Genomic DNA, 24,407 nt, shown 5'->3' with positions numbered 1-24,407 from the left:
CCGGAGTGCGCGAGCGTGTGGGGCCAGGGGTGGGTCCCGGCAGGACCGGACCGGCTCAGTTCACGCAGGGCACGTTCCCGGACTGCAGCGGAGACGACGAGTCCGTGTAGACCGGGTTCGGCGTCGCCGGGGCGGACGAGCCCGACGAACCGGAACCGGATCCGGACGTCGATCCCGCAGACGACGACGGTGTCGGTGACGCGGATGGCCCAGCGGTCGGCGGGTTCAGCAGGTCGTGCACCTGCGCGCGGATCGCGTCCACGTCGACGATGTTCACGCTCTGTCCGTCGACCGTGTCGAAATGATCGATCGGCAGCGTCACGAACGAGATGTTGCCGCCGGCCAGGCTCTGCGCCTGCTGCGCGAACGACAGCAGATCCATCTGGTCGTCGAGCGCGATGTCCTTCTTCGCCACGTCGATGAGCTTCTGCAGCTTGCCGAAGTCGGTGAACGTCGACGCCTGCTTGAGCTTCACCGCCAACGACACCATGAACGCCTGCTGACGCCGGGTGCGATCCAGATCCGTCATGTCGAAGTCGCTCGAGGTCGTGTCACGGCGCTGTCGCACGAATGCCATCGACTGCGCGGCGTTCAGCTCCTGCACTCCGGCGGGGAAGTCGGCGCCCGAGAACGTGTCCGCGGTCGCGTGGTTCAGGCACACCGTGATCGGCTGCACGGCCTGCGCCACCTCGTAGAACGCGGCCATCGTCACCTCGACGAAGTGATCGATCCGCACATCACCGAGAAACGCCGACACCGTCTTGATCGTGCTCTGACGCGCTGCCGTGCGCGCCTGCTGATACGCGTCGGCCTCTGAGACGCCCTTGCCTGTGAGCGCGGTCATCGAGGCCTCCATGGCATCGCCGTACGCCTCCTTGATCTTGCCCTTGTCCACGCCGCCGGGGGAGTCGGGGAAGTCCACGTAGTCGTCGCGGGGGATCGAGATCCCCACCGCCTTCCCGCCGTTTGCGGGGATGTGGATCAGCATCAGCACGTTCGTGTTGTACCCGCCGACCGACGCATCCTCCGCGTGGATCTGGTCGTAGATGGCCTGCGGGAACGGCTTGCCGTTCTCATCCACCCGGCTGTCCAGTCCCATGATCAGGATGTTCGTCTCGCCGGTGTTCTGCTTCGGCCCGGTCATGCCGGCGATCGACGAACGGTGGATCCCGTTGTACGCGTCGGCGTAGGTGATGGCGACGAACGCGGCCGCCGCGATCAAAGCGAGCACGATCACAGCGATGATCCCCACGACCCACCGGCGTCGTCGATACGTGCGGCGCCGGGCGGCGTGCTGCGGGCTCATCGTCATCGTCCGGATCCGTTCCTGTCGGGGGCAGTTGTCGTGCGGGGCTGTGGTCTGGCGGGACTTCGATCCTCCGTCGGGCACCTGTGCAGACTCCGGGAGCGCCTGTGCGCGCTCTGGGAGAGGTGGAGACGGGAGGCAGGAAGACAGGTGCGCCGGATCCGGTCGCCGTGCGACGATGAGCGCATGTTCATGGTGACGACGAACGACGTTCCCGGCTATCGCGTGACCCAGGTGCTCGGAGAGGTCATGGGCCTCACCGTGCGCTCCACGAACTTCGGGCAAGGCTTCACCGCCGGCTTCCGCGCCCTCGGCGGCGGCGAGATCCCCGAGTTCACGCAGCTCATGTACGAGAGCCGTTACGAGGTGATGAACCGGATGTGGGGCGAAGCCGTGCAGCGCGGCGCCAACGCCGTGATCGCGATGCGCTTCGACTCCGGCTCCCTCGGCAGCTTCAGCGAGATGTGCGCGTACGGCACCGCCGTGGTGATCGAGCCGGTCAGCGGCGCCGTGTCCACGCAGCCGGCCGCCCCGGCTCAGCCCGCCGCAACGCCTGCTCCCGCCGCGCCGCCGGCTCCGCCCGTGGCCTGACGCGATTCAGCGCAAAGGACCTTTGCAACTTTGAAGGATGGATCCGGTGAGATCTTCCTTCAGAGTTGGAAACGTCCTGCATTCCTGACGTGAAACCCCGGACTCAGCCCCGAGGGGCCAGCACCAGCAGCTCGCCGACCTCGCACTCCAGCGCGTCGCACACCGCACGCAGCGTCGAATATCGGATCGCCCGCGCCCGGTCGTTCTTGAGCACCGACAGGTTCACGATACTCACGCCGACCGCCTCACTCAGCTGAGTGAGGGTCATGCCGCGTGCGGCGAGCAGCTCGTCGAGGCGGCAGTGGATCCCGGTGTCGTCCTCGTCGGAGGCCGCGGGGGTCACACCAGGCCCTCCGTGTCCTTCTGCAGAAGATCGCGTTCTTTCTGAATCCGGATGCCCTGGTGGAACACCGCGGCAAGGGCTGCCAGTGCGATCGCCCCACCGACCGGAAGCAGGCTCGCCGAGAGCCGAAACGACTCCGCGTACCACGGCGATCCCGCGGGGAAGACCTCGCGCGCCGCCAGCGTGCTGGTGATGTCGCTCAGCAGATCGCCGGCGATCCCGACCACCAGAAGCACCACGGCGCCGACGATCAGCGCGCGAGTCACCGTGCGATGGAACGCCCGACCGCGCAGCGTCTGGAAGCAGATGATGGCGATCAACGCCGCCGGCAACGTCGAGACGATGAGGCTGCAGGTCTGACAGATCGCGGCGAGGGCGTGGATCCCCCCGCTCGCGTTCACCACGGTGAATCGTGCCATCGCGGCCGGGCTGCAACTGATCGACGGTCCGCTCGCTTGGCCGAACTCGGTGCACGGGAGGTCTGCTGGGAGGGGGACGGCGAAGCCGGATCCGTCCAGTTCGACCCAGTTCGTGGTTACCGCCTTGATCACGATCACGATGAGCGCGATGGCGGAGACCGCGACCCACCATCCGCTGAGCGAGAGTGCCATGTCAAGGACGAGTGTGGTGCTGCCACGGCGCCGCCCGCGCCAGAACGCGACGATGCCGACGGCGAGCATCACGCCGAGGTAGATGGCGACCTGACCGAGCGAGCCCCAGAGATCTCCGTTGTAGATGATCACACCAGCCCCTCCGCATCCTGTTGCAGGCGCGCGCCGAGCTGGAACGCCGTCGCGATCAAGGCGAGCGCGAAGCCCCAGCCGAGAGGCGCGAGATCCAACTCGAGCAGGAACGGCCACAGCACGTGCGTGACCGACGGATCCCCGACGCTCAGGTGATCGACGACTGCCGCGCGCCCGATCGCGCCGGCGAGCTGGCCGAGCACGCCACCGACCATCACGAGGCACGCGGCGATCCCGATCGCGGTCGACATGGAGCGCCGGAACGGCCGAGACCGGATCAGCGAGACGCCGAGCCACCAGGCCACGGCGCAGACGCCGATCGTCGCAAGCGCGGGCAATGCACCCTCGAGCACGAGCAGCAGGCGCGCGAAGAACGGGATCCCCTCGACCGTGACGTGCGCACTCGCGTAGTCCGACTGCAGCACGGCAGGCGCCTGTGCCAGCGCTTTCACGGTCCCGCCGTCGTGCATCGGGAGCAGGATCGTCGGCGCGAGCCCGAACAGGGCGACGGCGCGCAGCACGATCGCGACGAGGGCGGCGATCGCGACGCTCACCGCGCCGGTGGCGATGAGCCCGAGCACGAACCCCTCGCCGAGACGGGGTCGTGACGCTGCGGTAGCACTGCCCTTCGTGTTCATACCAGTCCCTCCGTATCCTTCTGCAGGCGTGCGCCTCGCCGGAACGCGATCGTGACGAGGCCCAGTGCGACGCCGGCGCTGAAAAGCGGCAGCCACGACCAGTACCGGTCTGAATCGACCGGGCCGTCGTTCTCGATGGAGAGGGCCGCGAGCACTCCATTGCGCCCGAACGTGTCCAGCATGAAGATCAGCGCGGGGGCGAGGGCGAGTGCCCAGCTGATCACCGCCAGGGCGCGCACCGTTCCCCGCGCGAAGAAGCGGCCGCGCAGGAACGACCATGCGATCCACAGAGCCCCACCCACGATGGTCAATGCGGCCGCGGCGAAGACGGCGTGCGAAAGTGCGATCGCGATGATGCTGACGACATTCACGTTCGGCGCGACGACGAGGGCCTCGGTCGCGTAGCCGTGCAGGGACCCGACCCCGGATCCCACGGTCGCGTCGATCGGCTGCTGATCAATCGGCAGGATCCAGCCGATGCCATCCGAGCGGAAGGTCTGCAGCACCCGCAGCGACACGAGGCCGATGATGACGACGCTGGCCAGCAGACCGACGATCAGCACGGTGATCGCGTCGGCGCGTTCGGGTCGGGTCATCAGCGCCTGCGAAGGCGCCGGTCTGAGATCGTTCATCGGCAACTCCTTATCGAGGAACGTTGTTATCGATGTTCGTTAACATAACGACAGTCGATAAGTGCGTCAAGGGATGAGCGGATCAGGGACCGTCGGCGGCCCCCAGGATCGGATCCGGATCCGCGCACGTCACAGTCCGTCGCGGGCGTTAGCCGACGGCGAACAACGGCATACGGCCCTCGCCCGGTGGTTACTCTCGATGTATCCGGCACGAACTGTGCCATCGCCCTCACCGGGCAGCCCCCACCGGGCAACGAACAAGGAGTGACATGTTCGAGAGATTCACCGACCGAGCCCGTCGTGTGGTCGTCCTCGCCCAGGAAGAGGCGAAGATGCTCAACCACAACTACATCGGCACCGAGCACATCCTCCTCGGCCTCATCCACGAGGGCGAGGGAGCCGCCGCCAAAGCGCTGGAGTCGCTCGGCATCTCCCTCGAGTCCGTGCGCGAGCAGGTGCAGGACATCATCGGCCAGGGGCAGCAGCAGCCCACCGGCCACATCCCCTTCACGCCGCGCGCGAAGAAGGTGCTCGAGCTGAGCCTCCGTGAGGCGCTGCAGCTCGGCCACAACTACATCGGCACCGAGCACATCCTGCTCGGCCTCATCCGCGAGGGCGAGGGCGTCGCCGCTCAGGTGCTCGTCAAGCTCGGCGCCGACCTGAACAAGGTGCGCCAGCAGGTCATCCAGATGCTCTCCGGATCCCCGGGGCGCGAGCCCGCCGCTGTCTCCGGCGCCGCGCACGACAGCAGCCAGCAGCAGGCGCAGGGCGGATCGCAGGTGCTCGACCAGTTCGGTCGCAACCTCACCCAGGCCGCGCGCGATGGCAAGCTCGACCCCGTGATCGGGCGCGAGAAGGAGATCGAGCGGGTCATGCAAATCCTCTCCCGCCGCTCCAAGAACAACCCCGTGCTGATCGGCGAGCCCGGCGTCGGCAAGACCGCCGTCGTCGAGGGTCTCGCCCAGGCGATCGTGAAGGGCGATGTCCCCGAGACGCTGAAGGACAAGCAGCTCTACTCGCTCGACCTCGGATCCCTCATCGCCGGATCCCGCTACCGCGGAGACTTCGAGGAGCGCCTGAAGAAGGTCACCAAGGAGATCCGCACCCGCGGCGACATCATCGTCTTCATCGACGAGATCCACACCCTCGTGGGTGCGGGCGCCGCCGAGGGCGCGATCGACGCGGCGAGCATCCTCAAGCCGCTGCTCGCCCGCGGTGAGCTGCAGACGATCGGCGCCACGACGCTCGACGAGTACCGCAAGCACTTCGAGAAGGATGCGGCGCTCGAGCGCCGGTTCCAGCCGATCCAGGTGCAGGAGCCGAACCTGCCCCACACGATCAACATCCTCAAGGGTCTGCGCGACCGCTACGAGGCGCACCACAAGGTGCAGATCACCGACGGCGCACTCGTGGCCGCCGCGAACCTCGCCGACCGCTACGTCGCCGACCGGTTCCTGCCGGACAAGGCCATCGACCTGATCGACGAGGCCGGCGCACGCCTGCGCCTGTCGATCCTGTCCTCCCCGCCGGAGCTGCGCGAGTTCGACGAGAAGATCGCCAAGGTCCGCGAGGAGAAGGAGCTGGCCTCCGAGGAGCAGGACTTCGAGAAGGCGGCCTCGCTGCGCGACCAGGAGAAGGAGCTGCTCGCCGAGCGGCTGCGCCTGGAGAAGCAGTGGAGGAGCGGCGACGTCGCGACCAACGCGGTCGTCGACGAAGGCCTGATCGCCGAGGTGCTGGCCCAGGCCACGGGCATCCCGGTGTTCAAGCTCACCGAGGAGGAGTCCAGCCGCCTCGTCTTCATGGAGAAGGCGCTGCACCAGCGCGTCATCGGCCAGGAGGAGGCGATCGCCGCCCTGTCCAAGACGATCCGCCGTCAGCGTGCGGGTCTGAAGGACCCGAAGCGCCCCTCGGGCTCGTTCATCTTCGCCGGCCCCACGGGCGTCGGAAAGACCGAGCTCGCCAAGGCGCTCGCCGAGTTCCTGTTCGACGACGAGGGTGCGCTGATCTCGCTCGACATGAGCGAGTTCGGCGAGAAGCACACCGTCTCGCGGCTGTTCGGTGCCCCTCCCGGGTTCGTCGGCTTCGAGGAGGGCGGCCAGCTCACCGAGAAGGTGCGCCGCAAGCCGTTCTCCGTGGTGCTGTTCGACGAGATCGAGAAGGCCCACCCGGACATCTTCAACTCGCTGCTGCAGATCCTCGAGGAGGGTCGCCTCACCGACGGCCAGGGCCGCGTCATCGACTTCAAGAACACCGTGATCATCATGACCACGAACCTCGGTTCGTCGGCGATCGCCGGTGGTCCGGTCGGCTTCCAGATCGAGGGCAACTCGCAGACGACCTACGAGCGGATGAAGGGCAAGGTGGACGAGGAGCTCAAGCGCAACTTCAAGCCCGAGTTCCTGAACCGTCTCGACGACGTCATCGTGTTCCCGCAGCTCAACAAGGACGAGCTGCGTCAGATCGTCGGCCTGTTCACGAAGCGCCTCAGCGACCGCCTGCTCGACCGCGACATGACGGTGGAGCTGACGGATGCGGCCAAGGACCAGCTCATCGAGATCGGGTTCGACCCGACGCTCGGCGCCCGCCCGCTGCGTCGTGCGATGCAGCGCGAGGTCGAGGACCAGCTGTCGGAGAAGATCCTGCACGGCGAGCTCAACCCCGGCGACCACGTGCACGTGGACGCGAAGGACGGGAAGTTCGTCTTCACGACGGGTCCGCGCGGCGAGAAGGTCTCGGTCGGTGTGAACACCGCCGGCACGATCCCGACCACGCCGGACATCGCGGCCGGCGCAGCCTGATCGGATCCGGTTCCCGCACGACGAAGGGGGACGAGCACTTCGGTGCTCGTCCCCCTTTCGCGTGTTCGAGGTGGGTGCTTCGCGCGCTCAGCGGCTCCGTGCGATAGAAGGACGGCGGCGGCTCCGGGCGGAACGGCGCGGGCGGTGCGGCGCGGCGGACGCGGGCGCACCGAAGGACTCCAGGGCGCTGCGCGCGGCGGAGAGGGACGGGTAGCTGCCGAGGCGGCGGCTGTGGCGGTCGTGCAGGACATGCGAGGCGCCGTCGACGGCCACGAATCCGGCGTACTCGCCGTCGGTGGTCGCCACGTACACGTCGTGGTCCGCCTGTTTCCAGGTGATGTTCATGGTGATGCTTCTTCGTGCTGTCCGGTGGCGCGCGGCCACCGGGAAAGTCGGATCCTGTCCGGACGCGCGAGAACGCATCGGTGCGATTCGCGACCCTGAGACTCAGGGACCGTTCGGACGGGTGGCCCCAGATTCATCTCGAGGATTGATCTCAGGACCGGATGGCGCGGCGCCGAAGAGATGTCGGCGGGCCAGGCGCGCAATCCATCAGCATAGCAGGCTCGGCGTTGTCGTGCACGTCGAACCGTGCCGATGACCGCCGCAGCCGCGCCGCGCCTCTACCCTGGAGGGATGAGCGACTATCTCGTCCGGCCCGCGCGGGCCGCCGACGTCCAGGGCATCTACGCACTGCTGGAGCCGCTCGTGGAGCGAAGGATCCTGCTCGGCAAGGACATCGCGGTGCTGTACGGCGCGGTGCAGGAGTTCGTGGTCGCCGAGGCGGACGGGCGGCTCATCGGCTGCGGCGCGCTGCACGTGATGTGGGAGGACCTCGGTGAGGTGCGCACCCTGCTCGTCGAAGAGGGATGGAAGCACCACGGCGTCGGGCGGGCGATCGTGGAGCGCCTCGAGGAGCACGCGGTAGGACTCGGCCTCAGTCGCCTGTTCTGCCTGACCTTCGAGGTGCCGTTCTTCCAGCGCCGAGGGTTCGAGCCGATCGGCGAGCAGGTCGTGGATCCCGATGTCTACACCCAGCTGCTGCGCAGCGGTGACGAGGGCGTGGCCGAGTTCCTCGACCTCGCGCACGTGAAGCCGAACACGCTCGGCAACACGCGCATGCTCAAGCACCTTGTCTAACCTGGAAGCATGAGCCCTCGCCAGTCCGCCGCCGTCTATCGTCGCCGGCGGATCGTGGTCCTCGGCATCATCATCGTGCTGCTCGCGCTGCTGATCGGGCTCGTGTGGTCGCTCGTGGCGCGCGGCGGCACGGGGGCGGATCCGATGCCATCCGCCACGCGGTCGTCCACGCCCTCGCCGACGACCTCCACCCCGCCCGCGTCACCGGATCCGAGTGCGGACGCGAGCCCCGACCTGTCCGCGACTCCCGCCCCGACCAGCACCGCCGATGCCGGGCCGGTGCCGTGCACCGCCGCCGAGGTGCAGGTGACAGCCGTCACCGACCACGACTCATACTCCGCCGATGAGAATCCGAAACTGTCGATCTCGCTGACCAACAGCAGCAGCAAGGACTGCACGATGAACGTCGGCACCACGACGCAGGCGTTCACCATCACCAGTGGCAACGACACGTGGTGGCGTTCCACGGACTGCCAGCAGACTCCGAGTGACGCGATCCAGACCATCAAGGCCGGCGCGGCCATCACCAGCTCCACCCCGGTCACGTGGGATCGCACGCGCTCCAGCGTCGACACCTGCGAGGCGACGGACCGGCAGCGCGCTCCAGGCGGCGGAGCCGCGTACCGCCTGACGGTGTCGATCGGCGGGTTCCAGAGCACGAACCCGATGCAGTTCCTGCTCAACTGAACCTGGACGGAAAGTGGGAATATGTCGCCCGCGTCCAACCTTTGGGATACCATAGAGATCAAGTCTTCGAGATCTGACGGTTGCCATCCCCAGTGGCTTCGACAATCTCAAGCGTCCCCAGCGCATCGTCGTCCGTCGTCGAGGACTTTGAGGGCCTCTTCATTCATCTGTCCCCAAGCGATGAGAGAAGAGGTCCTCCTCTTTGTGCCGGAACTTCTAAGCTGGAACGATGGCCGTGAAGAAAGCGAAGAAGAAGGCACCCGCCGCGGCGGACTTCCGCTCCGAGGCTCTCGCGCAGGCGCTCGAGAAGCAGGACATGGCCGCAGTGGCGCTCGCATTGCGCAACGGCAACACAGTCGTGCCTCTCATCCGGCCGGGCGCGAGGGACAACCCCCGGGACAGCGGCGAGGTGTGGACCTACCGGGATCCGTCCACGGGTGACGTCGCGCTGCTGCTGTTCAGCGACGCGAAGCACAAGCCCGCGAACCTCCCGCCCGGCGTCGGCATCTACTCGCCGGTGTGGCTGCGTTCGTTCCTCACGACCCATCGCGACGTGATCACCACCGTGTTCCTCGACATCGCAGGCCCCCACCCCATGCAGGCGCCGCCCGAGGAGCTGCTGCGTGCCTTGGAGGCGTGACCGCCCTCAGAACAGGGGGCGATCCGTCAGAACGCTCGTGACCGCCCCTCAGAACGGGTGACGGCCCGTCAGAATGCGGGGACCTCGTCGTCGAGGCGGCGCGGCGCCCGGTGCGCCTTGACGTCGCCGAGCGCCCCGCGCAGCGTCGCCGAGCGGTCGTCGATCACATGCGCATAACCGAGCCGGGCCGCCTCCGAACGACGCTGGGACGCCTGGGTGACCGGGCGCACCTCGCCGGCCAGGCTCAGCTCGCCGACCGCCGCGAGCGTGCGCGGCACGGCGTTCTCTGTGAGGGATCCGGCCACCGCGATCGCGATCGCCAGGTCTGCTGCGGGTTCGATGAAGCGCACTCCGCCGACCGTGGAGACGTACACGTCCTTGTCGCTGGTCTTGATGCCGGCCCGGCGTTCGAGCACCGCGAGCACCATCGCCACGCGTGACGAATCGAGACCGTTCACGACGCGTCGGGGATTCGGGGCCTGCGTGGGGATGGTGAGAGCCTGCACCTCGACCGGCATCGCACGCCGGCCCTCCAGCGCGATCGCGACGCACGTGCCCGGCTCAGGGCGACCGCGGGAGAGGAACAGGCTCGACGGATCCGGCACCTCGGCGATCCCGGATCCGGTCATCTCGAAGCATCCGACCTCGTCGGTCGGGCCGAACCGGTTCTTCAGCGCCCGGATGAACCGCAGTGAGGTCTGCCGATCGCCCTCGAAGTGGCAGACGACGTCGACGAGGTGCTCGAGCACCCGGGGGCCGGCGACCGACCCGTCCTTGGTGACGTGTCCGACGATGACAATCGGGAGATCCCGCTCCTTCGCCACCCGGATGAGGGCCGACGCGACCTCGCGCACCTGCGCGGGCTGGCCCGCGGCGCCGTCGGACAGGGCGGAGGCGACGGTCTGCACGGAGTCGACGATCACGAGCTCGGGGGACACCTCGTCGATGTGGCCGAGGATCGTGCCGAGATCCGTCTCGGCCGCGAGATACAGCTCGTCGTGGAGGGCACCGGTGCGCTCGGCGCGCAGCCGGACCTGGGCCGTGGACTCCTCGCCGCTCGCGTAGAGCACCCGCCGGCCGGCGCGGGCGGCCGCGGCGGCCACCTCGAGCAGCAGCGTGGACTTGCCGACCCCGGGCTCGCCGCTCAGCAGGATCGCCGCCCCGGGCACGATGCCGCCGCCGAGCACGCGGTCGAACTCGGCGACCCCGCTCGAACGCCGCGGCGACTCCTGCGACGTGAGCGAGGTGATGGGGCGCGCTCGCCGAGCGGCCGCGGGGGTCGTGGCCTCGACCCGGCGCACGATGCCGGTCTGCGCGGCCTGCTCGGTCACAGTGCCCCACTGCTGGCACTCGCCGCACCGGCCCACCCACTTCGCGGTCGTCCAGCCGCACTCGGTGCAGACGTACGCGGGTGCGGTGGGTTTCCGGGAGGCCATGCAGCAAGGCTAGCCGGGGGTGCAGACAGTGCCCGCCGTCTCGAGCCGCCGCCCTCCCAGGGGCGGCACCGGTAGCCTCGAACCACACACTGACTCGATCGCCTTGAGGGAGCGCGCATGAGCCACGGCACCACCTTCCGCACGGTCGAGGAGCAGCAGGAACGGGTGCTCGCCGCCGTGCGTCCCCGCCTTGCCGAGACGGTCGCCGTCGACCGGGCGGGCGGGTCCACGCTTGCCGTCGACGCCCCGGCGGTGAACCCGGTGCCCGTGTTCGACAACTCCGCGATGGACGGCTTCGCCGTGCGCTTCGCCGATGTCGCGGGCGCCTCGGAGGACATGCCCGTCACGCTGCAGGTCACGGCGGATCTGCCGGCCGGGAGCCCCGAGGATCCGCCTCTCGCCCCGGGCTGCGCCGTGCGCATCATGACCGGATCTGCGCTGCCCACCGAGGCCGACACGATCGTGCCCTTCGAGGACACCGCCGGCGGGCTCGCGGACTCGCTGCAGACCGCCGTCGTGCAGCGCGCTCCGCGCGCGGAAGGCGCGCACGTGCGGCGAGCCGGGAGCGATGCTGCGGCGGGAGCGATCGTGCTGCCCGCCGGTACGCTGCTCGGGCCTCGCCAGCTGTCGGCGCTCGCGTCGGTCGGTATCGCCGAGGTGCAGGTCGCGCCGCGTCCGCGCGTGGCCGTGGTGTCGACCGGATCCGAGCTGGTGCCGCCTGGGACGCCGCTGCAGCGCGGGCAGATCCCCGAGTCGAATGGAGTGCTGCTGGCCGGTCTCGCCGCCCAGGCCGGGGCGGAGATCGTGCTGCGCGAGGTCGTCGGCGACGAGGGCGACGGGCCCGCCGAGGCGGCCGCCCGGGCCGCAGCGCTCGGCGCAGATGTCGTCATCTTCTCCGGCGGGGTGAGCGCTGGGGCGTACGAGGCCGTGCGACTGAGCATGGGCGAGGCGATGGAGTTCGTCGCCGTGGCGATGCAGCCCGGCAAGCCGCAGGCGTTCGGAGTGACCGCCGAGGGCATGCTGCTGTTCGGGCTGCCGGGCAACCCCGTCAGCGCCGCGGTGTCGTTCGAGACCTTCGTGCGCCCGGCGCTGTTGCGGTTGCAGGGTCGGGATGAGGTCCTCCGTCCTGTGCGGCGCATCCCGGCGGGCGCTGCCTGGCGCACTCCGCCGGGGCGGCGCCAGTACCTGCCCGCCGTGATCGTCGATGGCACGGTCGTGCCGGCGGCGCGCGGCGGGTCCGGCTCGCACCTCACCGTCGGTCTTGGCGGCGCGACGGCCTATGCCGTGGTGCCGGCCGAGGTGTCGGAGGTGGAGATCGGCGACCTCGTCGACGTGCTGGAGCTGGACTGAGCGCCATGTCGGCGCCCGGCTCCGACTCGACGCCCCTCGGTGCGGTCGTGCTCGTGGGCGGTCGCGCCCGGCGCATGGGCGGTGCGGCCAAGCACCTGCTCGAGCTCGGCGGCTCCACGCCGTGGGACCGCACGCTCGCCGCGCTGGCGGCGCACGGGATCTCTCCGATCATCGCGGTCGGGCCTGCACCCGCCGACGGCCGGCCTGCGGATGCCGCGGCCGTGCCCGTCGTCACGTGGGTGCGAGAGGATCCGCCGTTCGGAGGCCCCGTCGCGGCGCTCGCTGCGGCACTGTCCCGCCCCGAACTCGACGACGCAGCGGAGTTCCTGCTCCTCGCGGGAGACCTAGCGCACCCCGAGGCCGTCGTCGCCCGCCTGGCGGAGAAGAACCTCGTGGTCACGGACCCCGCCGAAACCGACGCCGAAACCGAGGCTTCGCTGGTCGCGGATTGCGATTCTGAGCCTCGCGAAGCCGCAATCTGCGACCAGCGAGCAGGAGGGCAGCGCGCGCACGTCCCGCATCCGACCGACGCCGTCGTGTTCCGGGCCGGTGAGCACCCGCAGTGGCTCGCCGGGAGATACCGCGTGGCCGCCGTGCGTGCCGCGCTCGCCGCGTTCGGCGAGGTGGACGGCGCCTCATGCCGCGCCGTGCTCGGCGGTCTTCCGATCCGGTGGATCGCGGACGAGGATGGGACCACCGCCGACATCGACACCCCCGCCGACCTCGAACGCGCTCGCGCCGACGCCGCCGGATCCGCCGCACGATCAGAGGAGCCCTGATGACCCCGAACGACCGCACCCTCCCGCCGGAGGCGCTCGACGAGTGGGCGGCCGAGCTGCGCGAGCGGTTCAACCTCGCCGAAGAGGACCTGCCGATCGCCCTGATCCTCGACCTCGCCCGTGACGTCGCGAACGGCGTCGCCCGCCCGGCCGCCCCGTTCAGCGCGTTCGTCGCCGGCCTCGTGGCCGGCCGCGCGGGCGGAAGCCCCGGTGACGTGCGCGCGGTGGTGGCTGCGATCTCCGAGCTCGCCCTCGCCCACCGCACTGACTGACCTCGGGCGACCCCGGGCCGGATCGGTGGACTACGCGCCGGGCCGGATCCGGTGGACTGAGTGCCGGAGCCGGATCCGGGAGCCGGAGCCGGATCCGGGATTCGCATGGTCGTGATCCGAACCTCCTATCGCGCGCGGCATTATTCACGGCCGAAGTCCCCATGTCCGGCCGGAGCCGATGCGAGTATGGAGCCATGGCCAGCGCCGGGCCCGTCTGCGGGCCGATCTCCAGCTATTCGCGCGTGCGGATCCTGCACCTGCTCTTTGAAGCAGGCACCTCGCAGGCGCGTCCGCATCGCACGATCGGCGAGCTGTGCGAGGCCACCGCGCTGCACCCCAACACCGTGCGTGAGCACCTGCAACGCCTGATCGAGGGCGGCTACGTCGTGCCGACCACCGAGCACCGCACGACGCGCGGGCGCCCGCGCGTGCTCTACAGCGCGGTCACGGGCGCGCCCGAGGCCTCCAGCCCGGTCGCCAAGCAGAAGGCCGACGACGCCGCACGCCGCGGTGACCTGCTGCGCCGCGTGCTGCAGACCGGCCCCTCCATGCTCGGCGAGCAGGCGGTGTATCAGCTCGACGCGCTCGTCGAGCACCTCGAGGAGAGCGGCTTCGAACCCGTCATCGACGAGGACAGCCTCACCGTCGAACTCACCCCGTGCCCGCACGCCGCCGCCCGGCCGGAGCACCGCCCGGTGCTCTGTCAAGTGCACCTCGGCCTCATGCAGGGCGTGCTCGCCCAGGCCGGCGGGCCGCTGACGGCGCGCTGCGTGCGCTCGGCGACGCGGCCGGAGGAGTGCACGGTCGAACTGGACCGCACCGGGCTCGGCCACCCTGATGCCGGGAATGCCGGGAACAGGTCGAGAGGCACGGCAGAATTCGACCTCAGAGCAGGATCCGCGAACACAGGAGGCCCCGCGCATGGATTGGCTTGATCCGCTCGTCCTGTCCCGTTGGCAGTTCGGACTGACGACCGTCTACCACTACCTGTTCGTGCCGCTCACGATCGGCATGGCCACCGTCACCGCGATCTTCCAGACCGCGTGGGTGCGCACCGGCAAGATCGAGTACCTGCACCTGACCCGGTTCTTCGCGAAGATCTTCCTCATCAACTTCGCCATGGGCGTGGTGACCGGGATCGTCCAGGAGTTCCAGTTCGGCATGAACTGGTCGGACTACTCCCGCTTCGTCGGCGACGTGTTCGGCGCCCCGCTCGCGTTCGAGGGACTGCTCGCGTTCTTCCTCGAGGCGACCTTCATCGGGCTGTGGATCTTCGGCTGGGACAAGCTGCCGAAGAAGGTGCACCTTGCCACCATCTGGGGCACAGCTCTCGGCACGATCCTCTCGGCGTACTTCATCATCGCCGCGAACGCGTTCATGCAGAACCCGGTCGGGTACACCTTCAACGAGGCCGCCAACCGCGCCGAGCTCACCGACTTCTGGGCGCTGCTGACCAACAAGGTCGCGCTCGCCGCGTTCCCGCACACGATCTTCGGCGCGTTCATGCTCGCCACCGGCGTCGTGATCTCGGTCTCCGCCTGGCACCTGTCGCGCGGGCAGCATGTCGACACCATGCGGAAGTCGCTCAAGTTCGGACTCTGGGGGATCCTCGTCGCCACGGCCGGAGTGCTCCTCTCTGGCGATCAGCTGGGACTCGCGATGGTGAGCACCCAGCCGATGAAGATGGCCGCGGCCGAGGCGATGTTCAATTCGAGCTGCGGAGCCGATGCCTCGTTCTCGCTGTTCTCGATCGGTACGCCCGATGGCACGGGCGAGATCTGGTCCCTGCGCGTGCCGTATCTGCTCGCGTTTCTGTCGACCCACGACCTGAACGGCTGCGTCGAGGGGATCAACGACCTGAACGCGCAGTACGCGCACGAGTTCGCCGCGACAGGGCTCACCGAGTTCAACCCGGTGCTGTGGATCACGTACTGGGCGTTCCGCTGGATGATCGGGCTCGGCATGCTGCACGCGTTCGTCGCGCTGGTGGGCCTGTGGATCACCCGCAAGAAAGCCAAGCGCGAGCCCGCGCAGTGGATGTGGAAGATCGCGATCTACTCGTTCCCGCTGTCGCTGGGTGCGAACATCGTCGGCTGGGTCTTCACCGAGATGGGCCGGCAGCCCTGGATCGTGTTCAGCCTGATGACGACCAAGAACGGCGTCTCGCCCGGGGTGAGCGGCGTCGAAGTGCTCATCTCGCTCATCTCCTTCACCGCGATCTACGCCGCGCTCGCGGTCGTGGAGGTCGGACTCATCGTCCGCGCCGCCAAGAAGGGGCCCGACACCACCGAGAAGCACGACGAGGACGCTCCCGTCCCGTCGGTCGTGTACTGAGGAAGGAGACGGACATGGATCTCGCCACGCTCTGGTTCTGGATCGTCGCCCTGTTCTTCGTGGGCTACTTCGTGCTCGACGGCTTCGACTTCGGCGTCGGGATGTCGCTGCCCTTCCTCGGCAAGGACGACGTCTCGCGCCGCCAGGTCATCAACACGATCGGCCCGGTCTGGGATCTCAACGAGACCTGGGTGATCGTCGCCGGCGCCTGCCTGTTCGCGTCGTTCCCCGAGTGGTACGCGTCCCTGTTCAGCGGCTTCTACCTGCCGCTGCTGCTGATCCTGCTGGCGCTCATCCTGCGCGGGGTGTCGTTCGAGTACCGGCACCAGCGCGACGATGTGCGCTGGAAGCGTCGCTTCGACACCATGATCGTGATCGGATCCGCTGTCCCCGCGCTGCTGTGGGGCGTCGCGTTCGGCAACATCGTGCAGGGCGTGGCGCTGGATGAGAAGCACGTCTTCCGCGGATCGGTGTTCGACCTGCTGAACCCGTACGGGCTGCTCGTGGGCGTCACCACGCTGCTGCTGTTCTTCCTGCACGGACTGTACTTCGTGTCGCTCAAGACCGACGGCGTCGTGCACGAGCGGGCCCGTCGCGTGGCGCGCCTGGCCGCGCTGCCGACGATCCTCGCTGCGGCCGGGACCGTGGTGTGGACGATCGTCATCGCGGCGGGTCGCCCGTCCCTGCTCTGGGCCGTGATCGCGCTCGGCGCCGTGGCCGCGGTGTTCCTCATCGTGTCGGTGGTCTTCTCGCTGCGCGGCCGTGACGGCTGGGCGTTCGCCGCCGGGGTCATCACGATCCTCACCGCCGTGCTCATGCTGTTCTCCGCGCTGTTCCCGAACGTGCTGCCCTCCACGATCGACGCCGCGAACTCGCTCACGATCCAGAACGCGTCCAGCACGCCGTACACGCTGCAGATCATGAGCTGGACGGCCCTCGTGGCAATGCCGCTCGTCCTCGCCTACCAGGCGTGGACCTACTGGGTGTTCCGCAAGCGGGTGCGCCGGTCGACGATCGAGGCCGCCCCCGCGCACGCATGAGCCCCCTGTCGTCCCGGCGCCGACCCGCGACGGCGCCATTTGCAGGACACGGTGACGGGTGCGCGATCAGAGGTGCGGATCCGTCCTGCATCCGCGCTCGGGTGCTGCATCCGTCGCGCGTGTTCGCGGAGCGGATCCGATGAAGCCGATCGATCCGCGGCTGCTGCGGTGGGCGCCCGCCGCGCGGACCTACCTCGCGGTCTCGGCGGGCATCGCGCTCCTGCAGACCGCGGTCACGATCGCGTTCGCGGGGCTGCTCGCCGCGGGGATCACGGACGTGGCCGCCGGGCGTTCGCCTCTCGGCCACGTGCCGTGGCTCGCGCTCGTGGTGCTCGCGCGCGCGGTGCTGCTGTGGGTGTCGGAGGCGTGGGGCGCCCGCGCCGCCGCGCAGGCCGGGCGCGAACTGCGGGCGGCGCTGCTCGATGCGATCTCCCGGCGAGGGCCGGCCTGGCTCGGCACGCGCAACCGCGCCGCGCTCGCGGTGACAGCGGGGCACGGTCTCGACGCGCTGGATCCCTACTTCTCCCGGTACATCCCGCAGCTCGTGCTCACCGCGATCGCGACGCCGATCATCGTCGCCGTGATGTGGTGGCAGGACTGGCCGAGCGGTCTCGCGGCGCTCGTCACGCTGCCGCTCATCCCGCTGTTCCTCATCCTCATCGGCATCGCCACCCGCGGCGTGCAGCGCAGGCAGCTGCAGGTGCTGCACACACTCGCGGCGCGCTTCGCCGACACCGTGCAGGGCCTCGCCACGCTGCGCCTGTTCGGCCGGGAACGCCGCGCGGCGGCCCGGATGCGCGAGACCGCTGACCAGTACCGCCGCGAGACCATGCGCGTGCTGCGGTATTCGTTCCTTTCCGGCTTCGCGCTCGAGCTGCTGTCGTCGCTCGCGGTGGCGATCATCGCGGTCTCGGTGGGGTTGCGGTTGCTGGGCGGCGAACTGAGCCTCGGCGTCGGACTGTTCGTGCTGCTGCTGGCACCCGAGGCGTTCCTGCCGCTGCGCCAGGTCGGGGTGCAGTTCCATGCCGCCGCCGAGGGCGTCGCCGCGACCGAGGACGTCTTCGAGGTGCTGGAGGCGGATCCGGCGGCCCCGTCCGGCGTTCAAAGCGCGCACTTTGCTGCAGACCAGCCCGGAATCCAGCCATCTGCGCGCTGTGAAACGGAAGCGGCGATCCGGCTGGTCGTCGATGGGGTCGCGGTGCGGCACGGAGCGCACGTACTCGCGCCGGTCTCCTTCACCGCGGAACCGGGCACCGTGACGCTCCTCGAAGGACGCAGCGGATCCGGTAAGACGAGCCTGCTCGCGGCGCTGCGCGGCGCTGCGGCGTACGACGGGACCGTCGTTGTCGAGGGCGCGGCAGTGCACGACGGCGCGGGTGTGCTGGTGCGCGACGGGGGGTTCACGCTCGACGGCGCAGCGGATCCGGATCCGATCAAATGGCTCGCCTGGGCCGGCCAGCGCCCCGGGCTCATCCGCGGCACGATCGCCGCGAACGTCGCGCTCGGCGACTCCGTCCCCGACCTCGCGCGCGTGCGGTCGGCGCTCGCCGACGCCGCGGCATCGGACCTGGATCCGGTGCAGGAGCTCGGCGTGCAGGGCGCCGGGCTCTCCGGTGGCCAGGCGCAACGCGTCGCCGTGGCCCGTGCGCTGTACCGGCTCGGATCCGGTGCGCGCGTGCTGGCCCTCGACGAGCCGTCGAGCGCCCTCGACGCCGTGACCGAGCAGCGGCTGTGGGCTGCGCTGCGTCGTGCCGCCGACGACGGGGCGACGGTGCTGCTGGTCTCGCACCGGGAGTCGGCCCGCGCCATCGCCGACCAGGTGGTGCGGATCGGCGACGACCCCGCGGCCGCACACGCCGGCTCGATCGATTCGGCTGATGCACCCGTCGCCGGATCCGCGGACGCCGGCCCGGACGCCGGCCCGGACTCCGCAGCCGCCCGCTCGAGCTCCGCAGCCGCCGACTCTACCAATGCTCAGGTCGCACTTTCTGCTCTTCCGCACCCCCGGGAACAGCAGAAAGTGCGACCTGAGCAGGGTGGCGTGGCCACATCCGTCGACGGCGCGGCCGCATCCGGCACGGGCGCGCCCGCGGCGGCGGTGCCCGAGCCGGCAGCGCTCGAGGCGACCGCGCACGCCGCGGCCGCGTCGACAACGTCCGCGGCGGATCCGGATCCGATCCCGGATCTCCCGGCCTCCGTCGGGGGGATCCTCCGCCTCGCCATGCCCCGGACGCGACGGTTCCTGCCCGCGATCCTCGCCGGGATCGTGTCGGCCGCGGCCGCGGTCGGCCTGCTGCTCGTGAGCGGGTGGCTCATCGTCACCGCGTCGCTCGTCGACAACCTCGTGCCCCTCTCGGTCGCGATCGTCGGGGTGCGGTTCTTCGCCGTGACCCGCGCCGTCACCCGGTATCTGGAGCGCCTTACCGGGCACGACGCCGCGCTCGGCCGCCTCGCGGACCTGCGGGCGGCCGTCGTGCGCCGACTCACCCCGCTGGCCCCCGCGGGACTCGGATCCACCGACCGTGGCTCTGTGCTCGCCGCGCTCGTCGACGACGTGGAGAACCTGCAGAACCTGCCCCTGCGCGTCGTGCAGCCGCTGCTGACCGGAGGCGTCGTCGCCCTCGTCTCGATCGGCGTCCTCGCCGCCATCGCCCCCGCGGCGGCCCTCGCGCTCGCGGCCTGCCTGGTCATCGCCGTCGCGGGAGCGGTCGTGCTCGGCGGCATCGCCGGAGGCCGGGCCGAACGCGCGCTCAGCCGCGACAGGGCGGAGCTCGCCGCAGCCCTGGTCGACGAGCTCACCGCTCTCGACGTGCTCCAGGCCTACGGGGCTGAGGCCATCGCGCGCGATCGGATCCGCGCCGCCGACGACGCGCTGCGGCGCACGACCACCCGGGCCGCGGTCGCGCAGGCGCTGTCCTCGGCGGTCGTGTCACTGGCGGCGGGCGCCGCCTCGATCTGGGCGCTCGCGGTTGCGGCCCCGGGGCAGCCCGGAGGCGCGGTCGACGCGCCCTGGTTCGCCGTCGCGGTGCTGCTGCCCATGGCGGTGTTCGACGTGTTCTCGGCCGTGCCGCAGGCCGCCTCCGCGTGGCGCGGCGTGCGCGCCGGTGCGGAGCGGATCCATGCGCTGCTGCCCGCGACGCTGCCTGCGGAGGTCCGTGGTGATGAGGGCGAGGGGATCGTCGGCGATGGTGCGGTGCGCCTGCGCGGTGTGACGGCGTCGTGGCCGGGCGCCGGGGCGCCGGCCCTGCGGGACCTCGACCTCGATGTCTCACCGGGGGAGCGGATCCTCATCACGGGATCCAGCGGCGCCGGCAAATCCACGCTCGCCGCCGTGCTGGTCGGCTTCCTGCGCTTCGGCGGCTCGTATCGCATCGGCGACAGCGACGCGGGCCGAGTGCCGGGTCCGGAACTGCGCCGTCACGTCGGACTGTGCGAGCAGGATCCGATGCTCTTCGACGAGGACATCCGGCAGAACCTGCTGTTCGCACAGGAGACCGCGAGCGATGCCCAGCTGATCGCCGTGCTCGACCGGGTGGGGCTCGGATCCTGGGCGCGGGAACGTGGCGGGCTCGACTCGCGGGTGGGGGAGCGCGGTGCCCTCGTCTCCGGCGGACAGGCGCAGCGCATCGCGCTGGCCCGGGCGATCCTGCGCGGATTCGGAGTGCTCGTGCTCGACGAGCCGACGGCCGGGGTGGATCCCGACGCGTCGGATGCGCTGCTGCGCGACCTGCTCCGCGCGGCCGGATCCCAGACCGTCGTGCTCATCTCGCACGTGGAGCCGCCGGCCGGCACGATCGACCGTGCGATCCGGCTCGACGCGGGACGGATCCTGCCCGTCGGCTCCTGAGCCTTCGGGGTCCGGCCGCCCCGCGCCGAGCGCGGAGAGCGCGGGAAGCGCGGGATCAGGCGGTGATCCCCGGGACCTCCTCGAGGCGGCGGTACACGGGGATCCCCCGACCCTCAGCGATCGCGACGTCCTGATCTGCTCCACGGGATTCGCCGGGCAGGCGCAGCACCGCATCGCAGTGCTGCAGCAGTCGCTCCGCGGTCGGATACATCACCTCGGCGGCGAGCGGGTCGCCCGGGCCGGTCGCGCCGGCACTGGACAGCACGGGGAGGGCGACCCACTCGCCGATCATCGGGATGTGCCCGGCGCGGAAGATCGGCCAGGCCGCCTCCTCGAGCCGGGCGAGGTTCTGCACCATAAGGGCGGGGTCGCCGCCGGTGCCCGACGCGTAGGGACCGGCGATGAGAATCATGAGTGGCTTCGTCATATCGGGTACAATACAGCAGAAACGTGCATAAACATGAAGGAGTCGGAATGCTGGCTGCCGCGCGCAAGGAGATGCTGCTCGAGCGACTGCACCGTGACGGCAGGATCGTCGCGAAGGACGTCGCCGCCGAGCTGGGGCTGTCGGAGGACAGCATCCGCCGCGACCTGCGCGAGCTCGACGCGGCGGGGCTCGCTGTGCGGGTCTACGGCGGGGCGCTCCCGGCCTCGCCCGCGGTGGTCGACTACGGGCGGCGCGCCGTCGTGGCCCCCGACAGCAAGGCCCGGGTCGCGGCGACGGCCGCCGCCCTCATCGGCCCGGGAATGACGGTGATCCTCGACGGTGGCACCACGACGCTCGCGATGGTCGCCGAGATCCCGACCGCGCTGCCGTGCACGATCATCACGCACAGTCCCACGATCGCCGCTGCGCTGCTCGACCATGCCGCGGACGTGTTCCTCATCGGCGGGCAGCTGTTCAAGCACTCCGCCGTGGCCTGCGGGGCGGCGGCCGTCGAGGCCGCGCAGCGGATCAGCGCCGATCTCTTCTTCCTCGGCGTCACCGGCGTGCATCCGACGGCGGGCCTCACCACGGGGGATGCGGACGAAGCGGCGATGAAGCGCGCCCTCGCCTCACGGGCCGCGGAGACGTACGTGCTGGCGAGTGAGGAGAAGATCGGGACGGCGTCGCGGTACAGGGTGCTGTCGCTCGATGAGATCGCCGGCGTGGTCACCGACGCGGATCCGGCGGATCCGACCCTCCGAGACCTCGCCGCCGTAGGGGTCCGGCTCATCGCAGCGGGCTGACGCGGTTACGGGTCCCTGAGGCGGGATCCGGGCAGGAGCAACTCGAGCGCCGCGGGAGGCTCCGGGCTGTGCGCAACGAAACCGTGCAGAACCGTCGATGGTGATCGTCCTACGCTTTCAGGCATGACGAACCCACGCGGAGCGCTGCTGGTCGGCAGCGTGAACTACGACGACGCCGAGACCACGATGCGCAACGCCGCCGGGATCCTCGGGCCGCAGCTTCGGCGCATTCCGGACGGCGAGGTCGGAATCCGGTTCCACTGGATCATGTTCCAGCCCGACGTGCTGGGCCAGGCGGAGGGGATCGAACGCGTGGGCGCCGAGCGGGTCCCGTTCGGCGCGGGGCTCGACGCACGGCCGCTGCGGATCGGCGACGGTGTCGACGCGGCCGCGATCGTGCTGCCTCCGCTCGGCTATGCGGCTGCGGCGCTCGCTTCGTACGAGGTCTTCCGCCAACTGCGCGAGGAGGGCGCGATCGCCCAGGGCGTGCGCTTCCAGGTGTCGCTGCCCACGCCGCTCGCCGTGATCTCGTCCTTCTTCTCCGGCGAGGACCGGGTCGCGATCGAGCCGGTCTACACCACGGCGATCCGTCGCGAGCTCGCCGAGATCCTCGCCGCGATCCCGCATGAGGATCTCGCGATCCAATGGGACGTGGCCAGCGAGATGGGCATCATCGAGCGCGCCGCCGGTTACGGCAAGGTCATGGAGGCGTGGTGGCCCGGCGACCCGTTCGACGGGCTCGTCCAGCGGCTGGCAGCCCTCGTCGACGCCGTGCCCGCCGAGGTCGAGGCCGGCGTGCACCTCTGCTACGGCGACGCCGCCGAGAAGCACTTCTTCGAGCCCGCCGACGCGGCGAACCTGGTCCGCTACGCGAACGCCGTCGCGGCGGCAGCCGGCCGCCCGCTCACCTGGCTGCATCTGCCTGTGCCGATCGAGCGCGACGACGACGCCTACTTCGCACCGCTCGACGGGCTCGCCGTGGGGGAGGGCACCGAGCTGTACCTCGGCCTCGTGCATCGCGAGGACGGGCCCGAGGGAGCTCGGCGCCGCATCGCTGCGGCTGCTGCGCACGCCCCCTCGTTCGGCGTGGCGACTGAGTGCGGCATCGGCCGCGCCCCGGCCGGATCCACCGAGGGCATCCTGCGCACGCACGCCGAGGTCGCCGAGGCCTGGTGAGCGCTGACGATGGCTTGTGAATTCTCGGGCCATTGCGGGAGAGTGGCGCATGGCACCAAAGCGGCATCACCCGCACATTCACGATGATTCTGACGTCTCCTCGAAGAGGCTGACCGCCTTCGCTCTCGAAGATCGCGATGTCCAGACGGCTGTGCTGGCAGAGCTGCGTGCAATGAGCGCCGACGAAAGCAACGCGTTGAGTTTGACGTTCGCAAGTCTGGTGGTAGCTGTCCTGCTCGTGGTCGCGGGGCCGTTGATGACGGTGAAGGTCATGCCAGGGCTGCCGAGCTCTTGGCTGATTCAGCCGCTCGTGGTCGTCGTCGCAGCGGTAGTTCTGATCATCGCTCTCTCGCCGATGATCGTGTTCTTTGTGAAAGAGCAGAAGCGCCGTGAGCGAGCGTTCGTCTGGCTTGGGGCCTATCAGGACGAACTCGCCCGGCGGCACAGGCTGCGCGGAAGCAAGGCGCGCAGGTGGCAGCGTGCGCATTAGTGAGGCTGCGTTCAGCGCACGGGATCTCATTAACTGCGCGAGAAACCGGCGTCGCCAAGCGTGCACCCGGCGGAATCTCATCCATCTGGCGACATGCCGACCGGATCCGCTCGATTCGCGCTCGATCCCGGCGTCGCGTATGCTTTTCCGCGGTGACGTGTCCGAGCGGCCGAAGGTGCAACTCTCGAAAAGTTGTGTAGGGTAACCCCCTACCGTGGGTTCAAATCCCACCGTCACCGCCACAGAAACCCCCGAGAAATCGGGGGTTTCTTCGTGTCTACTTGACGCGTGAGCTTACGCGCTGCTGCATGTCGGTCAGCGCTTCGGAGTCCAGCGGGACGCCTCGGCCGCCATGGCGGCGCGAGCTGCGCTGAGGCGGGCGAGCTTGTCGGGGTTCTTGTCCAGGTTGATCGGCGGCGTGAAGTGCACGACGACGGCGGTCTCGACCTCGCCCAGCGGCACAGTGAGGTCCTCGGTCGCCGGCCAGATTGCGAGAGCGAGCCTGGCGTGCATCCACTCGTTGAGGCGCTCGTCACCGCCCTCGGCGAGAGAGTAGTTCGCGAATCGCTCCGGCTTCACGCGGTTCCGGGGAACAGCACGAAGGTCGAGGGTGTCGCGCAGCAGTGCGGCGAAGGAGCGGCGCACAGTGGATCCGCCAGTGCGGGGTCTCGAATTCGCGTTGGCGGCGAAGTGGCCGTTCAGGTCCCTGGAGACTAGGCTCTTTTCGGCCTTGCCTACGTAGAGCGGCTGCTCCGGGGCAGGCTCGAGCCCCAGGTCGTGCCAGGCCTGCTCATCACCGTAGATCGCGTACAGCCCCGGCTGCGGCGGGACGTGTTGCGCGGCATCGGTGATCGCCCAGCGCTCTGCGGTGAGGGCGTCGATGGCGGCCGCCGCAAAGGCCGGTACAGGTGAGGGCATGGTCATGCGGCGACTCT

Annotated in this window: 24 protein-coding genes and 1 tRNA gene; 16 read left to right on the top strand and 9 right to left on the bottom strand. The window is 69.8% G+C overall.

The annotated features are described in order from the left end of the window. Positions 1 to 55: 55 nt before the first annotated feature. Positions 56 to 1,312, bottom strand: a complete 1,257-nt coding sequence (locus ACTJI8_RS14605) for an LCP family protein (RefSeq protein WP_440734148.1) — start codon at positions 1,310 to 1,312, stop codon at positions 56 to 58. 180 nt (positions 1,313 to 1,492) lie between these two features. On the opposite strand from ACTJI8_RS14605, the gene ACTJI8_RS14600 reads away from it, so the two are divergent. After that, positions 1,493 to 1,897 carry a YbjQ family protein gene (locus ACTJI8_RS14600; protein WP_440734147.1) on the top strand — a complete coding sequence of 135 codons (405 nt, stop codon included), beginning with the start codon at positions 1,493 to 1,495 and terminating at the stop codon, positions 1,895 to 1,897. A gap of 103 nt (positions 1,898 to 2,000) precedes the next feature. Here ACTJI8_RS14600 and ACTJI8_RS14595 read toward each other — a convergent pair whose 3' ends face one another. The 4 genes from ACTJI8_RS14595 to ACTJI8_RS14580 are packed head-to-tail and all read right to left on the bottom strand — an operon-like array spanning position 2,001 to position 4,253. Then, positions 2,001 to 2,240 carry a helix-turn-helix domain-containing protein gene (locus ACTJI8_RS14595; RefSeq protein ID WP_440734146.1) on the bottom strand — a complete coding sequence of 80 codons (240 nt, stop codon included), beginning with the start codon at positions 2,238 to 2,240 and terminating at the stop codon, positions 2,001 to 2,003. After that, a complete protein-coding gene (locus ACTJI8_RS14590; RefSeq protein ID WP_440734145.1) occupies positions 2,237 to 2,983 on the bottom strand; it encodes a hypothetical protein in 747 nt (248 codons plus the stop codon). The genes ACTJI8_RS14595 and ACTJI8_RS14590 overlap by 4 nt, the downstream gene beginning before the upstream one ends. Next, positions 2,980 to 3,621, bottom strand: a complete 642-nt coding sequence (locus ACTJI8_RS14585; protein WP_440734144.1) for a hypothetical protein — start codon at positions 3,619 to 3,621, stop codon at positions 2,980 to 2,982. Before ACTJI8_RS14585 ends, ACTJI8_RS14590 begins: the two co-directional genes overlap by 4 nt. Beyond that, positions 3,618 to 4,253, bottom strand: coding sequence for a hypothetical protein (locus tag ACTJI8_RS14580; protein ID WP_440734143.1), 636 nt, complete (start codon positions 4,251 to 4,253; stop codon positions 3,618 to 3,620). The genes ACTJI8_RS14585 and ACTJI8_RS14580 overlap by 4 nt, the downstream gene beginning before the upstream one ends. Before the next feature lie 269 nt (positions 4,254 to 4,522). Here ACTJI8_RS14580 and ACTJI8_RS14575 point away from each other — a divergent pair, with 269 nt between their 5' ends. Then, positions 4,523 to 7,051 carry an ATP-dependent Clp protease ATP-binding subunit gene (locus ACTJI8_RS14575; RefSeq protein ID WP_440734142.1) on the top strand — a complete coding sequence of 843 codons (2,529 nt, stop codon included), beginning with the start codon at positions 4,523 to 4,525 and terminating at the stop codon, positions 7,049 to 7,051. A gap of 87 nt (positions 7,052 to 7,138) precedes the next feature. Here the strand turns inward: ACTJI8_RS14575 and ACTJI8_RS14570 are convergent, their stop codons facing one another. Continuing rightward, positions 7,139 to 7,396 carry a hypothetical protein gene (locus ACTJI8_RS14570; RefSeq protein ID WP_440734141.1) on the bottom strand — a complete coding sequence of 86 codons (258 nt, stop codon included), beginning with the start codon at positions 7,394 to 7,396 and terminating at the stop codon, positions 7,139 to 7,141. 291 nt (positions 7,397 to 7,687) lie between these two features. Here ACTJI8_RS14570 and ACTJI8_RS14565 point away from each other — a divergent pair, with 291 nt between their 5' ends. From ACTJI8_RS14565 to ACTJI8_RS14555, 3 genes are all read left to right on the top strand, one after another. Then, complete coding sequence (locus ACTJI8_RS14565) at positions 7,688 to 8,191, top strand: amino-acid N-acetyltransferase (protein ID WP_440734140.1); 504 nt, start codon at positions 7,688 to 7,690, stop codon at positions 8,189 to 8,191. A 9-nt stretch (positions 8,192 to 8,200) separates the two neighbouring features. Beyond that, entirely contained in the window at positions 8,201 to 8,878 is a 678-nt protein-coding gene (locus ACTJI8_RS14560; protein ID WP_440734139.1) for a hypothetical protein, read from the top strand. Positions 8,879 to 9,107: 229 nt separating this feature from the next. After that, a complete protein-coding gene (locus ACTJI8_RS14555; RefSeq protein WP_440734138.1) occupies positions 9,108 to 9,518 on the top strand; it encodes a dehydrogenase in 411 nt (136 codons plus the stop codon). 68 nt (positions 9,519 to 9,586) lie between these two features. On the opposite strand, the gene radA is transcribed toward ACTJI8_RS14555, so the two are convergent. Next, entirely contained in the window at positions 9,587 to 10,954 is a 1,368-nt protein-coding gene (gene radA / locus ACTJI8_RS14550; RefSeq protein ID WP_440734137.1) for a DNA repair protein RadA, read from the bottom strand. Positions 10,955 to 11,071: 117 nt separating this feature from the next. Between radA and ACTJI8_RS14545 the strand changes: the two genes are divergently transcribed. The 7 genes from ACTJI8_RS14545 (at position 11,072) to cydD (ending at position 20,576) form a co-directional block, all read left to right on the top strand. Continuing rightward, on the top strand, positions 11,072 to 12,304 hold the full coding sequence (locus tag ACTJI8_RS14545; RefSeq protein ID WP_440734136.1) for a molybdopterin molybdotransferase MoeA: 1,233 nt from the start codon (positions 11,072 to 11,074) through the stop codon (positions 12,302 to 12,304). Positions 12,305 to 12,309: 5 nt separating this feature from the next. Beyond that, positions 12,310 to 13,083, top strand: coding sequence for a molybdenum cofactor guanylyltransferase (gene mobA / locus ACTJI8_RS14540; RefSeq protein WP_440734135.1), 774 nt, complete (start codon positions 12,310 to 12,312; stop codon positions 13,081 to 13,083). Beyond that, positions 13,083 to 13,355 (top strand): DUF6457 domain-containing protein, encoded by a 273-nt coding sequence (locus ACTJI8_RS14535; RefSeq protein ID WP_440734134.1) that lies wholly within the window; start codon positions 13,083 to 13,085, stop codon positions 13,353 to 13,355. The genes mobA and ACTJI8_RS14535 overlap by 1 nt, the downstream gene beginning before the upstream one ends. A gap of 194 nt (positions 13,356 to 13,549) precedes the next feature. After that, entirely contained in the window at positions 13,550 to 14,290 is a 741-nt protein-coding gene (locus ACTJI8_RS14530; protein ID WP_440734133.1) for a helix-turn-helix transcriptional regulator, read from the top strand. After that, positions 14,277 to 15,689 carry a cytochrome ubiquinol oxidase subunit I gene (locus tag ACTJI8_RS14525; RefSeq protein WP_440734132.1) on the top strand — a complete coding sequence of 471 codons (1,413 nt, stop codon included), beginning with the start codon at positions 14,277 to 14,279 and terminating at the stop codon, positions 15,687 to 15,689. The genes ACTJI8_RS14530 and ACTJI8_RS14525 overlap by 14 nt, the downstream gene beginning before the upstream one ends. 14 nt (positions 15,690 to 15,703) lie before the next feature. Further along, complete coding sequence (gene cydB / locus ACTJI8_RS14520) at positions 15,704 to 16,729, top strand: cytochrome d ubiquinol oxidase subunit II (protein WP_440734131.1); 1,026 nt, start codon at positions 15,704 to 15,706, stop codon at positions 16,727 to 16,729. A gap of 139 nt (positions 16,730 to 16,868) precedes the next feature. After that, complete coding sequence (gene cydD / locus ACTJI8_RS14515; RefSeq protein ID WP_440734130.1) at positions 16,869 to 20,576, top strand: thiol reductant ABC exporter subunit CydD; 3,708 nt, start codon at positions 16,869 to 16,871, stop codon at positions 20,574 to 20,576. Positions 20,577 to 20,631: 55 nt separating this feature from the next. On the opposite strand, the gene ACTJI8_RS14510 is transcribed toward cydD, so the two are convergent. Next, positions 20,632 to 21,003 (bottom strand): DUF4406 domain-containing protein, encoded by a 372-nt coding sequence (locus tag ACTJI8_RS14510; protein ID WP_440734129.1) that lies wholly within the window; start codon positions 21,001 to 21,003, stop codon positions 20,632 to 20,634. A 47-nt stretch (positions 21,004 to 21,050) separates the two neighbouring features. Between ACTJI8_RS14510 and ACTJI8_RS14505 the strand changes: the two genes are divergently transcribed. From ACTJI8_RS14505 to ACTJI8_RS14490, 4 genes are all read left to right on the top strand, one after another. Next, a complete protein-coding gene (locus ACTJI8_RS14505; protein ID WP_440734128.1) occupies positions 21,051 to 21,806 on the top strand; it encodes a DeoR/GlpR family DNA-binding transcription regulator in 756 nt (251 codons plus the stop codon). 123 nt (positions 21,807 to 21,929) lie between these two features. Further along, positions 21,930 to 22,982 carry a hypothetical protein gene (locus tag ACTJI8_RS14500; protein ID WP_440734127.1) on the top strand — a complete coding sequence of 351 codons (1,053 nt, stop codon included), beginning with the start codon at positions 21,930 to 21,932 and terminating at the stop codon, positions 22,980 to 22,982. A gap of 49 nt (positions 22,983 to 23,031) precedes the next feature. Continuing rightward, positions 23,032 to 23,472 (top strand): hypothetical protein, encoded by a 441-nt coding sequence (locus tag ACTJI8_RS14495; protein ID WP_440734126.1) that lies wholly within the window; start codon positions 23,032 to 23,034, stop codon positions 23,470 to 23,472. A 151-nt stretch (positions 23,473 to 23,623) separates the two neighbouring features. After that, positions 23,624 to 23,714 (top strand) — tRNA-Ser (locus ACTJI8_RS14490). A 73-nt stretch (positions 23,715 to 23,787) separates the two neighbouring features. Here ACTJI8_RS14490 and ACTJI8_RS14485 read toward each other — a convergent pair. Then, positions 23,788 to 24,396, bottom strand: coding sequence for a GIY-YIG nuclease family protein (locus ACTJI8_RS14485; protein ID WP_440734125.1), 609 nt, complete (start codon positions 24,394 to 24,396; stop codon positions 23,788 to 23,790). Positions 24,397 to 24,407 lie beyond the last annotated feature (11 nt).

This window comes from Microbacterium sp. 22303 (genome assembly GCF_052045265.1).
Taxonomy (GTDB): Bacteria; Actinomycetota; Actinomycetes; order Actinomycetales; family Microbacteriaceae; genus Microbacterium.
Note: the sequence above shows the minus strand (reverse complement) of the source record. Positions and strands in the feature narration are given on the sequence as shown.